The sequence below is a fragment of the Flavobacterium macrobrachii genome, from assembly GCF_014486675.1.
GTDB classification, from domain to species: domain Bacteria; phylum Bacteroidota; class Bacteroidia; order Flavobacteriales; family Flavobacteriaceae; genus Flavobacterium; species Flavobacterium macrobrachii.
This window is the reverse complement of sequence record NZ_JACTAC010000017.1, coordinates 39108-52159: the sequence shown is the minus strand read 5'-3', so window position 1 is coordinate 52159 and position 13052 is coordinate 39108. Positions and strand designations below refer to the sequence as shown.

Here is a 13052-nt window from a genome sequence, read left to right as displayed (position 1 = left end):
AGTTGTTTGATGACAAAGAAAATTTTATTTTTTATCATAAACAAAGAAAAGACAAGTTAACCGAAGAGTACACTTTTGAATAAAACAGTAATACCTACAAGGTTTTAAAAACCTTGCAGGAAACATCAATATGAAAAATAAATTCCTTTCCTATATCCAAAACCATTCTGCGGAAAATCAATTCTTTCCTGCGGAAATTAATTTTTGGTCGAAGGAATCTAATTTTCAACCAACGGAAACTCAATTTTGGTTCACGGAAATTAAATTCAAACCTACGGAAACTGATTTCGCATCTGCGGAAACTAATTTTCAATCGACGGAAGATAAATTCACGCCTACGGAAGAACATTTTTATTCGGCGGAAACTAATTTCGCATCGGCGGAAACCCTATAAACACTGACATTTGAAATGAAAGACAAATTCCTAAAATACATTCAAAACCTCCAAAACCAAATCACTTCCAAACTAGAAGAAGTGGATGGCGTTGCCAAATTCCGCGAAGACAACTGGGAACGACCAGAAGGTGGTGGCGGACGAACACATATCATCGAAAACGGAGAAGTTTTTGAAAAAGGCGGCGTAAACATCTCAGCCGTTCACGGAAAATTACCCGATTCTATGCAAAAGTTATTCAACGTTGGTGAAGCCGATTTCTTTGCTTGTGGATTGAGTTTAGTAATTCATCCTAAAAGTCCGATGGTGCCAACGGTTCATGCCAATTGGAGATATTTTGAAATGTACGATGAAAATGGTGAAATTATAAATTCGTGGTTTGGCGGCGGACAAGATTTAACACCTTATTATTTATTTGAAGAAGACGGAAAGCATTTTCATCAAACGTGTAAAACGGCTTGCGACAAACACAATCCAGAGTTTTATCCAAAATATAAAAAACAATGCGATAACTATTTTTGGAACGCACATAGAAACGAAGCTCGTGGACTTGGCGGATTATTCTTCGATTATTGCAAAGAATCCGAAGAAATGACAATGGAAGATTGGTACAATTTCGTAACCGAAGTTGGTAACAGTTTTCTAGAGGCGTATGTTCCAATTGTAGAAAAAAGAAAAAATTTAGAATACACAGCCGCACAACGTATGTGGCAAGAAATCTGTCGTGGTCGATATGTAGAATTCAATCTAGTTCACGACAAAGGAACTTTATTCGGACTAAAAACCAACGGACGAATTGAAAGCATATTAATGTCTTTGCCACCACATGTACAATGGGTTTACGACCATCATCCAGAAGTTGGCAGCGAAGAAGAAAAATTAATTAAAGTATTAGAATCACCGGTTGACTGGATATAAATTAAATCAGTAAGGTAGTAAGAAAACTTAATGAAACTTAATACCTTAATGGTTCAAAAAACAAAAAATATGTTTCCATTACAAAGAAATCGTCGTTTAAGAGTAAACGAATCCATAAGAAGTTTAGTTCGCGAAACTACATTAAGTCCAAGCGATTTTATGTTTCCAATGTTCATCGCAGAAGGCGAAAATTACAAAGTTGAAATCCCATCAATGCCTGGAATTTTCCGTCGTTCAATAGATTTAACTGTCGAAGAAGTTAAAGAACTTTTCACTTTAGGAATTCGCGCTGTAAACATTTATGTAAAAGTAGATGAAAGCCTAAAAGACAACACCGGAAAAGAAGCTTGGAATCCCAACGGATTGATGCAACGCGCCATCAAAGCAATAAAAACCGCTTGCCCAGAAATGATTGTAATGCCAGATGTTGCTCTTGATCCATATTCCATTTACGGTCACGACGGAATTATAGAAAACGGCGATATTGCTAACGATGCAACCAATGAAGCTTTAGTAAAAATGGCTGTTTCTCACGCACAAGCTGGTGCCGATTTTGTAGCACCAAGCGACATGATGGACGGAAGAGTTTTGCGTTTGCGTCAAGGTCTAGACGCTGCGGGATTTCCAAATGTTGGAATTATGAGCTATTCTGCTAAATACGCTTCGGCATTTTACGGACCATTTCGCGATGCTTTAGATAGCGCGCCAAGAGAAGCCGACGTTGTCGTTCCAAAAGATAAAAAAACCTACCAAATGGATTACGCCAACCGCATTGAAGCCATCAAAGAAGCGCTTTCTGATGTAGAAGAAGGCGCCGATATGGTCATGGTAAAACCAGGAATTGCTTATCTTGACATCGTTCGCGAAGTCAAAAACGCTGTGAATGTTCCCGTTACCGTTTTCCATGTTTCAGGCGAATATGCCATGATTAAAGCCGCTTCTGAAAGAGGTTGGCTCGACCACGACAAAATCATGATGGAACAATTAATGTGCATCAAACGCGCTGGAGCAAGCCTAATATCGACTTATTTTGCCAAAGAAGCCGCCATTTTGTTAAACCAAAAATAGGAGCGAATCGTTCGGGATTTATCAGTAATCCATTTTCCTGCTGCCTTTCCAAAGCTCGCCAAAAAAAGGCGAGGCTTTTCCCTTGCATCAGGGCTAAAAAGTAAAAGAATTGAATTTTTGTAAACTATGAAAAAATACATACTAATCGCTTTAATCACAACATTGGTGTCGTGTAAAAAAGAAACCGAAACCAATTTTGATCAACCAAAACACGATGAAACTTCTGTTGCAGTTTCAGGCGAAGAATTATTTTCAGGCAAAGGAACCTGCACCGCTTGTCACTTACCCGACCAAAAAGTAATTGGTCCAAGCATTACCGAAATTGCTAAAATCTACAAAGAAAAAAACGCCAGCATAGTTTCTTTCCTAAAAGAAGAAGCCGAACCCATCGTTGATCCAAGTCAGTACGAAGTGATGAAAGCTAACTTCGCCATCACCAAGCAAATGAGTGATGAAGAACTAAAAGCATTGGAAGAGTATATGTTAAGTTTTGCAAAATAAATCTTAGCGAACCTTGCGCTTTCTTCGCATACTTTGCGGTAAAAAAATTTTATAGGATGAAAACCTGCTTTATCAATTCACCACTTGGAATTACCAAAATCGTCGGCGATGAAAACGGCATTACAGAAATATCCGTTACATCAGAAGGAGTAATTTCAGAAATAATTCCAACTGAATTACAAGAAGCAGCAGCACAGCTAAGCGACTATTTTGATGGAAAACGTAAACATTTCAACTTCAAATTAAACCCAAAAGGAACCGATTTTCAGCAAAAAGTGTGGCAAGAATTACTCCAAATTCCTTTTGGAAAAACCATTTCATATCTCGATTTATCAAAAAAACTCGGTGGTGTAAAAGCCATTCGTGCTGTTGCTTCTGCTAATGGCAAAAATCCACTTTGGATTGTAGTTCCGTGTCATCGTGTCATTGGAACTGATGGTTCACTTACTGGTTATGCTGGAGGTTTGTGGCGAAAGAAATGGCTCTTGGAACATGAAAACCCATCAACCCAACAATCCTTATTTTAAAAATTTTCTTTCATAATTCAAATAGATTTCCTAATTTTCACTCATTAGTTTTAAAATTAATAGCCATGATTGAAAAAGTAAATCTCAATAATATTCTTTTTCTAGACATAGAAACTGTTCCACAGGAAGAACATTTTAATAGTTTAGATAATGAATTAAAAGAACTTTGGGAACAAAAAACCCAATATCAGCGAAGAGAAGATTTCACTCCTGAAGAGTTTTATGATCGAGCCGGAATTTGGGCAGAATTCGGAAAAATCATCTGTATTTCCGTGGGCTATTTTGTCAACAAAAGTGATATTCGAAACTTTAGAGTTACTTCTTTTTTTGGCGATGAAAAGAAAATTTTAAAAGATTTTTCAAATTTATTAGACACACATTTTAATCAACCACAACACATTTTGTGCGGACATAATGCCAAAGAATTTGATATTCCGTTTATTGCCCGAAGAATGATTATCAACCAAATTGCAATTCCAGCCAAACTGAATTTATTTGGAAAAAAACCTTGGGAAATTCCACATTTGGACACATTAGAATTGTGGAAATTTGGCGATTACAAACATTTTACATCATTGAAATTACTAACCAAAATCCTCGGAATTCCATCTCCAAAAGGAGATATCGATGGAAGTCAAGTGGGTCACGTTTTTTATGTAGAAAAAGATATTGACCGAATTATTACCTACTGCGAAAAAGATACCATTGCCGTGGCACAAATATTTCTTCGTCTTAGAAGAGAAGATTTATTAATTGAAGATGAAATAATTCATGTTTAAATTTTAGACGTGACAGGTTTTTAAAAACCTGTCACGTCTTTTTATTACTTTTACAAAAAAACAAATCATGGTTCTCAGTAGATTTTGGCTCGTAATTTTCATTTCGTCAATTGTTTTTATCGTTTTTGGTTTTTTTATCGGAAACAGTTATTCCGTTGATTATGTGTTAAACGGGAAAAAAGACGATCCCATTTTAATTTCGGAAAAATACTTAAATGAAATTCCTAAATTCATTCAAGATAGTATTCAAAAAAACGAGGAAAAAACATTTGTCATCAATCTTGATACCATTAATGCCGATACAACTTACGTTTATAAAAATCAAACTGTAAAAATTTATAGCGGCGTTCAAAAAACCGATGGTTTACTACCAACATGCAAAAGCAGTTTGTTTGATTTAATCCTACCGTTAATGGCCTATCTTGCCTTTTTCTGTGGATTAATGGAGTTACTGATTATTTCTGGCGCAGCCGAAAAATTAGCCAAAAAACTAAGTCCTGTTTTTGCTCAAGTATTTCCTTCAGTACCAAAAAATCACGAATCAATCTCGTATATGACTCTGAATTTTGCCGCCAATTTCCTTGGATTGGATTCTGCAGCAACTCCATTTGGATTGAAAGCCATGCAAAGTTTACAAGAAATCAATCCCGAAAAAGACAAAGCGAGTGATGCTCAAATCATGTTTATGTGTTTGCACGCTGCGGGTTTAACTTTAATACCTACATCAATTATTGGTTATCGTGCCGCCGAAAATGCCGCCAATCCAGCTGATGTGATGTTACCATGTATCGTTACTTCCTTCATTGGAACAATTGCTGCAATGATAATTGTTGGCATTAGACAAAAAATTAACTTTTTAAGCGCGACATTACTCGTTGCTTTAATGACGGTAATCGCCGCTATTGTTGGATTATTATTTTATATAAACGGATTAGATTTGGTTGGAAAAAACTTTTTTACTGCCAATCTTTCTGGATTAATGTTAGTAGCTATTATAGGTTTTACATTGGTTTTTTCTTTTATCAATGAGAAGAAATTTAGCGAAAAAAGCACAACTGTCTTTGATGCTTTTGTATCTGGAGCCAATAACGGATTGCAAACCGGAGTTAAAATTTTCCCTTATGTAATGGGAATGTTAGTAGCGATTTCATTTTTCAGGAATAGTGGTTTATTTGAAATTATGTCCGATGGAATTTCGTTTGCTTTTTCGAACATTGGCGTAAGCAAACAAATTACAGACTCGCTTCCTGTTGCTATGCTTAGACCATTTAGTTCTGGTGGTTCACGCGGTTTTATGATTGATGCGATGCGAAATTTTGGTCCCGATTCATTCACCGGAAGATTGAGTTGTATTTTCCAATGTAGTGCTGAAACAACCTTTTATGTAATTGCCGTTTATTTTGGTTCAGTAAATATCAAAAACACTCGCTATACATTAGGAACAATGCTTTTGGTAGATTTAATTTGTGTGATTACAGCGATTTTTGTGGCGAGTTGGTTTTTTTAAAACTTTTCTGCATAATCTTTTTTGACTTTGAGGATATAAATGTTAAAACTACGATAAACTAATTCACTAGGTTTTGGAAACCTTGCAGGTTATACTTAACTTTACATTTCAATAAACAAACAAATGGACTTCATATACCAAGAACCTTATCCGATTTTAAAAGACGATACACAGTACAAAAAACTCACTTCCGACTATGTTAAAGTTGAACAACTTGGCGATAGGGAAATACTTACTATTGATCCAAAAGGATTAGAACTTTTGGCACAAGAAGCGATGATTGATGTATCGTTCATGTTGCGAACATCGCATTTAAAAAAATTAGAAAATATTCTTCACGATCCAGAAGCAACGGACAACGACCGATTTGTAGCTTATAATTTGTTGCAAAATGCTGCTGTTGCTGTTGAAGGCGAATTACCTTCTTGTCAAGATACTGGAACTGCAATTGTCATGGCAAAAAAAGGCGAAAATATTTTTACAGGAGTTGATGATGCCGAATGGTTATCCAAAGGGATTTTTAATTCCTACCAAATAAAAAACCTTCGTTATTCGCAAATTGTTCCGATTTCGATGTTTGAAGAGAAAAATTCAGGTTCCAATCTTCCAGCACAAATTGATATTTATGCCAAAAAAGGAAACAGCTATGAGTTTTTATTTTTAGCCAAAGGTGGTGGAAGTGCCAATAAAACATTCTTATACCAAAAAACAAAATCACTTTTAAACGAAAAATCATTAGACGAATTCGTTCGTGAAAAAATTAAAGATCTAGGAACATCGGCTTGTCCGCCATATCATTTGGCGTTAGTAATTGGTGGAACATCTGCTGAAGCCAACCTTGCTGCCGTGAAAAAAGCATCTGCAGGATATTTTGACGAACTTCCAACTACAGGAAATATGGCTGGTCAAGCATTTCGTGATTTAGAATGGGAGAAACGAGTATTACAAATTTGTCAAGAAAGTGCCATTGGAGCACAATTTGGCGGAAAATATTTTGCTCATGATGTTCGCGTAATTCGTTTACCGCGACATGCTGCTTCTTGTCCAGTTGGACTAGGCGTTTCGTGTTCGGCAGATAGAAATATCAAAGGAAAAATCACAAAAGACGGTATCTTTTTGGAACAATTAGAAACCAATCCGAAGCAGTTTTTACCCGAAGTTCCTCCACATTTAGAAGAACCAGTTATTGTAGATTTAAATCGTCCGATGGTTGAAATTTTGGCTGAATTATCAAAATATCCAGTTACCACTCGATTGAAATTAAACGGAACGGTTATTGTAGCAAGAGATATTGCTCATGCTAAAATTAAAGAATTACTTGATTCAGGAAAACCAATGCCAGAGTATTTCAAAAATCATCCTGTATATTATGCTGGACCAGCAAAAACACCAGAAGGAATGCCATCAGGAAGTTTTGGACCAACAACTGCCGGACGAATGGATGTGTATGTGGATGAATTCCAAAGTCATGGCGGAAGCATGATTATGCTTGCCAAAGGAAACCGTACAAAAGAAGTAACTGATGCTTGTAAAAAATACGGCGGATTTTATTTGGGTTCTATCGGTGGACCAGCTGCGATTTTGGCAAAAGAAAATATTCTTGCTGTTGAGGTTGTTGATTTTGAAGAACTTGGAATGGAAGCCGTTCGTAAAATTACTGTGAAAGATTTCCCAGCATTCATTATTACTGACGATAAAGGAAATGATTTCTTTGCTAACTTATAAAATTTAGTTTTCCTGCAAGGTCTTTTTTTGACCTTGTAGGTATATCAAAAAAAACCTACAAGGTTTTGAAAACCTTGCAGGATTAATAACAAAAAAATGCCTTTTAAAGAAACATTTTCAGAGTTTTATTCTAAAGTCAAACTGAGTTTAGAAGATGGAACTTTTGCGAAATTGACATTAGCAAAAACCATTGGAAATACCGATTTGATGAATATTTATGTTCGTCCGATTTTAGATGAAAACACTTTAAAATTGGAATTGAAATTCAAATTTCAGCGAGAAGAGTTATTTGAAATTCACACTATTGACAGTGCTTTTTCTCGATTATTGGAATTTATAAACAATCCTTTTTTATCGGCTATTCTTTTTTCAACCGAGTTTGATTTGACTTATAAATTAAATAAAAAACGAGCGGTTTCAGTAATTGAACAGTTTCCGAGTTTCACTCATGCTTCGCCAGTAATTTTGGAGTATTTGGAGCGTAAAAGTTAAAAAAAGCATGTCAAAGTTTAAAAATGACATGCTTTTTTAGCTTTTATTCCACATATAAAACCAATCCTTTTAAGTAATGACCTTCGGGATGGTAAATATTGGTTGGATGATCTGAACCTTGTTCTAATTTATGTAAAACTCTAATATTTCTACCTGTTTCGATAGCTGCTGCGGCAACAGTGTTGTAAAACAAAACATCATCAATTACTTGCGAACACGAAAAGGTAAACAAAATTCCTTTTGGTGCCAAAGCTTTTAAACCAGCAATATTCAATCGTTTATACGCTTGGGTTGCGGTGTGTTTACTTTTAATACTTTTGGCAAAAGCCGGTGGATCAAGTACAATTACATCATAAATTTGATGATTTTCTTTCATGAAATTAAACACATCATCCGCAATGGCTTTATGATTGGCATTTGGAAAGTTCAATTCCATATTTTTGGCTGCTAAATCCACAGCTTTTTGTGAAATATCAACAGAAGTAACTAATTCGGCTTGTGCTTGCATGGCATAAATAGAAAAACCTCCAGTATAACAAAATGTGTTGAGTACTTTTTTCCCTTTGGAAAATTCGCCTAAGAGTTTTCGGTTGTCTCTTTGGTCAAGAAAGAAACCTGTTTTTTGACCTTCAACCCAATTTACTGAAAATAAAATACCGTTTTCTTTGGCAACTGTTTCTTCATTGGTTCCAAAAAGAAAATAATCAGTTCCTGTATTTGGCAATGTTCCTGAGCTTTTGCAATAAATGGTTTTACAATATTCAGGAAAATTAGTTTGTATGGCTTCGGAAATTTTGTCTATTTGAAGAAAAACACCAGTTGAATGGGCCTGAATTACCCAATTTTTATCATAATAATCTATGATTAAACCCGAAATTCCATCGCCTTCGCCGTGAATTACACGAAACGCATTGGTTTGTTCAAAATCCAATAGTTGCGTTCGTAATTCCCAAGCCGATTGTAATTTTTTTTGCCAAAAAGTAGAATCAAAAATTTCTTGTCCAAAAGTTAAAATTCGAACCACAATACTTCCTTTGTCGCTGAAATATCCTGTTCCTAAATGATTGTTTTTTGAGTCAACAACATCAACCATTTCACCATCATTGATTTCTCGGCTTACGCCAAAAACTGCTCCGCTGAAAACCCAAGGATGTCGACGTTGAATAGATTTTTCTTTTCCTGATTTTAATATAACTTTTGGGAAACTCATTTTTTATTAAATTGAAAAACCTGTCAGGTTTGTGTTGTAATCTGGTTTTATTAATCAATCTTCATTTCAGGAATTTCTCCTTCGATGATTAAGTCAGCTTCAGTTGATTTTATAATTTCTTCTACTGAAATTCCTGGTGCGCGTTCTAATAATTTGAAACCTTTTGGAGTAATTTCCATAACGGCTAATTCTGTTACTACTTTTTTAACACAACCAACACCAGTTAATGGAAGCGTGCATTTTTTTAGAATTTTACTTTCCCCAGCTTTATTGACATGCATCATGGCAACGATAATATTTTCGGCAGAAGCTACTAAATCCATTGCTCCGCCCATTCCTTTAACCATTTTTCCTGGGATTTTCCAGTTGGCAATATCACCATTTTCGGCAACTTCCATTGCGCCAAGAATGGTTAAATCTACTTTTTGAGCACGAATCATTCCGAAACTAAAAGCCGAATCGAAGAAACTTGCGCCAGGTAATGTTGTAATGGTTTGTTTTCCTGCGTTGATAATGTCCGCATCTTCTTCGCCTTCAAATGGAAATGGTCCCATTCCAAGAACGCCATTTTCACTTTGAAATTCTACAGAAATGTCATTGCGAACATAATTGGCAACCAAAGTCGGAATGCCAATTCCTAAATTTACATAATAACCATCTTTTACTTCTTTGGCTATTCGTTTTGCTATATCTTCTTTTGATAACATAATTGACTGTTTTTAATCATTAAGTTATTAAGGTTCACTAAGTTTTATTTTAACTGAACACTTAAAACTGAATACTGATTACTTTTTTCTAACCGTTCTTTGCTCAATTCGTTTTTCAAATTTTTCTCCTTTGAAAATACGTTGAACCATAATTCCAGGAATGTGAACTTCGTTTGGATTTAAGCTTCCAGCTGGAAGTAATTCTTCTACTTCGGCGATGGTTATTTTTCCTGCGCCAGCCATAACTGCGTTGAAATTTCGAGCTGTTCCTTTGAAAATTAGGTTTCCAGCTTCGTCGCCTTTCCATGCTTTTACGATTGAGAAATCAGCTTTATAGGCTAATTCCATTACGTGCATTTTTCCGTTGAACTCACGAGTTTCTTTTCCTTCGGCAACTTCGGTTCCAAATCCTGCTGGTGTGAAGAATGCTGGAATTCCGGCTTGTGCAGCGCGGCATTTTTCGGCCAATGTTCCTTGTGGTGTAAGTTCAACGTCTAGTTCTCCAGAAAGCATTTGGCGTTCGAATTCGGCATTTTCTCCTACGTAGGAGGATATCATTTTTTTGATTTGTCTTTTTTGAAGCAATAATCCCAATCCGAAGTCATCAACTCCAGCATTGTTTGAGATACAGGTTAGATTAGTAACGCCTTTTTTTACTAGTTCGGCGATGCTGTTTTCGGGAATGCCACAAAGTCCGAAACCGCCAAGCATGATGGTCATGTTGTCTTCGATGCCTTGTAGTGCTTCTTGAACAGAGTTTACTTTTTTGTTAATCATATTGTGTTAGTTTGTTTCAGTTTTAGCCCTGATGGAAGCGGCATCCTTTTTTTGTTTTGTTAGAAATTGCCCTTTGACTGCGCTCAGGGTGACAAAACAAAAAAGATATAGCGTACAGCAGGAATCAGCTTCTAAAAATTATAATCCGAATTCGTCGATATCTTGTTCTTCGGTATCAACTGCTGTGGAATCGGTTACTACTTTTCGAGGCGTCCAACAATCTACTTTTATGGATAAATTATCTGGTCGTTCAAATGGATCTTTGGATACTTGTAAATCTTTGTCTTCGTAGCATTTTTTCATGAAATATCCCCAAACTGGTAAAGCTGCTGTTGCGCCTTGACCATAGGTTATGCTTTTGAAACGAGCAGAACGATCTTCGCAGCCAACCCAAACTCCGGTTACGAGATTTGGTACCATTCCGATGAACCAACCATCGGATTGGTTTTGGGAAGTTCCTGTTTTTCCTGCAATTGGATTGGTAAATCCATAAGGGTAACCTGTCCAACGATTGTCGCCACTTCCGCCACCTTCTGTTCGAAGTCGAACTCCTGAACCGCTTTCGGTTACACCTTCTAGAAGTTTTATTACAGCAAAAGCTATGTCTTTGTTTAATACATCTCGAGAATCTGGGATTGTTTCATAAAGAACAACGCCATTTTTATCTTCAATTCTTGAAATAAATTGAGGTTTCATGTAAACGCCTTGATTGGCAAATGTGCTGTATGCAGCAACCATATCTTGAACGGTAATTTCAACTGCTCCAAGCGCAATGGAAGGTTGGTTTGGAATTTCGGAGTTAACTCCTAGTTTTTTGGTTAAAGCTACAACGGCTTCTGGACCAGTTTTGTCGATTAATTTGGCGGAAACGGTATTGATAGAAAGTGCCAGAGCGCGTTTTAGTGTTACCATTCCACGGTATTGTCGGTCGGAATTTTTTGGTTCCCAATCTTCGGTTACGTGATGTCTTCCTTTGTGAATCATAAACGGACTGTCGATGATTGAATCACATGGCGACATTCCTAATTGTTCGATTGCTGTAGCGTAAACAAAGGGTTTGAATGTTGAACCTACTTGTCTCGCGCCTTGACCAACGTGATCGTATTGAAAATATTTGTAATTGATTCCGCCAACCCAAGCTTTGATATGACCAGTTTGTGGTTCCAATGACATTAAACCTGCTTGAAGGAAATGTTTGTAATAACGAATGGAATCCTTTGGAGTCATAACGGTATCGATTTCACCTTTCCATGAAAAGATTTTCATTTTGGTTTTTACATCAAATGAAGCGATGATTTCGTCTTCGGTTTTGTCTAAATCTTTCATCACGCGCCAACGTTCTGAGTTTTTCATAGCATTGGTTATGATGCGATTGGTTTCGGCATCAGTAATGTTGATGAATGGTGCGTTTTTATTGTCTTTTTGCTGATGAAAAAATTCTTGTTGTAGATTTTTCATGTGCTCTTGAACCGCTTCTTCGGCGTGTTCTTGCATTTTGGAATCGATGGTTGTGTAGATTTTTAATCCATCGGTATAGATGTCATAATCTTCGCCGTTTGGTTTTTTGTTTTCTTTTACCCATTTTTTCATGTATTCACGAAGGTATTCGCGGAAATAGGTTGCGATTCCTTCTTTGTGAGTTTGGAGTTTGAAATCCAATTTGATTGGTAAATTGCTCAGTTGTTCTTTTTGTGATTGCGTAATAATTTTTGATTTCAGCATTTGCGAAAGCACCACATTTCGTCTGTTTTTTACACCAACAGGATTTCGAACCGGATTGTAAAGCGAGGAATTTTTGAACATTCCGACTAAAATTGCCGCTTCGTCTATGGTTAAATCTTTGGGTTCTTTTGAAAAATAAGTTTTGGATGCTGAACGAATTCCAATAGCATAATTGTTGAAATCATAGACATTGAAATACATGGCAATGATTTCATTTTTAGTATATTGTCTTTCAAGTTTGATGGCGATAATCCATTCTTTTACTTTTTGAATTATACGAAAAACTTTGAAACTTGAACCTTCGCCGTGAAATAATTGCTTGGCTAACTGTTGCGAAATTGTACTTGCTCCACCATTTGAACCCAATTGAACTGCTGCACCAAAAGTTCTTTTTGCATCAATTCCTGAATGTTCGTAGAAACGTTCGTCTTCGGTTGCGACTAATGCGTTTACTAAATGTGGTGGCAAATCTTCAAACTTGATTGGCGTTCGGTTTTCGTTGTAGAATTTACCAATAGTTACACCATCAGAAGAGATAATTTCTGTGGCTAAATTCGATTCAGGATTTTCTAAATCTTCAAAGGATGGCATTGCGCCAAAAAATCCCCAAGAAGCCAACAAAAAGAATAGAATTACTGCTCCAGAACTATAGAAAAATAGTTTCCAAAATTTCTTTTTGTAGTAGTTTATGTCTTTTACGGTTGTATTATTTTTTTGAGCCATAC

General features: G+C 36.2%; 13 protein-coding genes. 9 read left to right on the top strand and 4 right to left on the bottom strand.

The features are described from left to right. Positions 1 to 130: 130 nt before the first annotated feature. The 9 genes from IAI56_RS05945 (at position 131) to IAI56_RS05905 (ending at position 7911) form a co-directional block, all read left to right on the top strand. Positions 131 to 394: a hypothetical protein gene (locus IAI56_RS05945; protein WP_187657008.1), complete on the top strand. Its 264-nt coding sequence runs from the start codon at positions 131 to 133 to the stop codon at positions 392 to 394. Positions 395 to 409: 15 nt separating this feature from the next. Further along, positions 410 to 1312: an oxygen-dependent coproporphyrinogen oxidase gene (gene hemF, locus IAI56_RS05940; RefSeq protein WP_187657007.1), complete on the top strand. Its 903-nt coding sequence runs from the start codon at positions 410 to 412 to the stop codon at positions 1310 to 1312. A 69-nt stretch (positions 1313 to 1381) separates the two neighbouring features. Beyond that, on the top strand, positions 1382 to 2380 hold the full coding sequence (gene hemB, locus IAI56_RS05935) for a porphobilinogen synthase (RefSeq protein WP_187657006.1): 999 nt from the start codon (positions 1382 to 1384) through the stop codon (positions 2378 to 2380). Between the two features lie 126 nt (positions 2381 to 2506). Beyond that, positions 2507 to 2881, top strand: a complete 375-nt coding sequence (locus IAI56_RS05930; RefSeq protein ID WP_187657005.1) for a c-type cytochrome — start codon at positions 2507 to 2509, stop codon at positions 2879 to 2881. A gap of 56 nt (positions 2882 to 2937) precedes the next feature. After that, entirely contained in the window at positions 2938 to 3408 is a 471-nt protein-coding gene (locus IAI56_RS05925) for a methylated-DNA--[protein]-cysteine S-methyltransferase (RefSeq protein WP_187657004.1), read from the top strand. Between the two features lie 65 nt (positions 3409 to 3473). Next, positions 3474 to 4187, top strand: coding sequence for a 3'-5' exonuclease (locus IAI56_RS05920; RefSeq protein WP_187657003.1), 714 nt, complete (start codon positions 3474 to 3476; stop codon positions 4185 to 4187). Between the two features lie 67 nt (positions 4188 to 4254). Further along, complete coding sequence (locus IAI56_RS05915) at positions 4255 to 5694, top strand: nucleoside recognition domain-containing protein (protein WP_187657002.1); 1440 nt, start codon at positions 4255 to 4257, stop codon at positions 5692 to 5694. A gap of 123 nt (positions 5695 to 5817) precedes the next feature. Next, positions 5818 to 7419, top strand: a complete 1602-nt coding sequence (locus tag IAI56_RS05910; protein ID WP_187657001.1) for a fumarate hydratase — start codon at positions 5818 to 5820, stop codon at positions 7417 to 7419. Between the two features lie 96 nt (positions 7420 to 7515). Then, positions 7516 to 7911, top strand: a complete 396-nt coding sequence (locus IAI56_RS05905; protein ID WP_187657000.1) for a hypothetical protein — start codon at positions 7516 to 7518, stop codon at positions 7909 to 7911. 43 nt (positions 7912 to 7954) lie between these two features. On the opposite strand, the gene IAI56_RS05900 is transcribed toward IAI56_RS05905, so the two are convergent. The 4 genes from IAI56_RS05900 to IAI56_RS05885 all read right to left on the bottom strand — a co-directional run bounded on the left by IAI56_RS05900 (position 7955) and on the right by IAI56_RS05885 (position 13050). Continuing rightward, entirely contained in the window at positions 7955 to 9121 is a 1167-nt protein-coding gene (locus IAI56_RS05900) for a class I SAM-dependent rRNA methyltransferase (RefSeq protein ID WP_187656999.1), read from the bottom strand. A gap of 50 nt (positions 9122 to 9171) precedes the next feature. Continuing rightward, a complete protein-coding gene (locus IAI56_RS05895; RefSeq protein ID WP_187656998.1) occupies positions 9172 to 9828 on the bottom strand; it encodes a CoA transferase subunit B in 657 nt (218 codons plus the stop codon). 78 nt (positions 9829 to 9906) lie between these two features. Continuing rightward, positions 9907 to 10605: a CoA transferase subunit A gene (locus IAI56_RS05890; RefSeq protein WP_187656997.1), complete on the bottom strand. Its 699-nt coding sequence runs from the start codon at positions 10603 to 10605 to the stop codon at positions 9907 to 9909. Between the two features lie 138 nt (positions 10606 to 10743). Next, on the bottom strand, positions 10744 to 13050 hold the full coding sequence (locus IAI56_RS05885; protein ID WP_187656996.1) for a penicillin-binding protein 1A: 2307 nt from the start codon (positions 13048 to 13050) through the stop codon (positions 10744 to 10746). Between the last annotated feature and the right edge of the window lie 2 nt (positions 13051 to 13052).

What these genes read in the sequence shown, in the direction of transcription:
- IAI56_RS05945 (WP_187657008.1), top strand. Translation starts at nt 131, where the DNA reads ATGAAAAATAAATTCCTTTCCTATATCCAAAACCATTCTGCGGAAAAT.
- hemF (WP_187657007.1), top strand. Translation starts at nt 410, where the DNA reads ATGAAAGACAAATTCCTAAAATACATTCAAAACCTCCAAAACCAAATC.
- hemB (WP_187657006.1), top strand. Translation starts at nt 1,382, where the DNA reads ATGTTTCCATTACAAAGAAATCGTCGTTTAAGAGTAAACGAATCCATA.
- IAI56_RS05930 (WP_187657005.1), top strand. Translation starts at nt 2,507, where the DNA reads ATGAAAAAATACATACTAATCGCTTTAATCACAACATTGGTGTCGTGT.
- IAI56_RS05925 (WP_187657004.1), top strand. Translation starts at nt 2,938, where the DNA reads ATGAAAACCTGCTTTATCAATTCACCACTTGGAATTACCAAAATCGTC.
- IAI56_RS05920 (WP_187657003.1), top strand. Translation starts at nt 3,474, where the DNA reads ATGATTGAAAAAGTAAATCTCAATAATATTCTTTTTCTAGACATAGAA.
- IAI56_RS05915 (WP_187657002.1), top strand. Translation starts at nt 4,255, where the DNA reads ATGGTTCTCAGTAGATTTTGGCTCGTAATTTTCATTTCGTCAATTGTT.
- IAI56_RS05910 (WP_187657001.1), top strand. Translation starts at nt 5,818, where the DNA reads ATGGACTTCATATACCAAGAACCTTATCCGATTTTAAAAGACGATACA.
- IAI56_RS05905 (WP_187657000.1), top strand. Translation starts at nt 7,516, where the DNA reads ATGCCTTTTAAAGAAACATTTTCAGAGTTTTATTCTAAAGTCAAACTG.
- IAI56_RS05900 (WP_187656999.1), bottom strand. Translation starts at nt 9,121, where the DNA reads ATGAGTTTCCCAAAAGTTATATTAAAATCAGGAAAAGAAAAATCTATT.
- IAI56_RS05895 (WP_187656998.1), bottom strand. Translation starts at nt 9,828, where the DNA reads ATGTTATCAAAAGAAGATATAGCAAAACGAATAGCCAAAGAAGTAAAA.
- IAI56_RS05890 (WP_187656997.1), bottom strand. Translation starts at nt 10,605, where the DNA reads ATGATTAACAAAAAAGTAAACTCTGTTCAAGAAGCACTACAAGGCATC.
- IAI56_RS05885 (WP_187656996.1), bottom strand. Translation starts at nt 13,050, where the DNA reads ATGGCTCAAAAAAATAATACAACCGTAAAAGACATAAACTACTACAAA.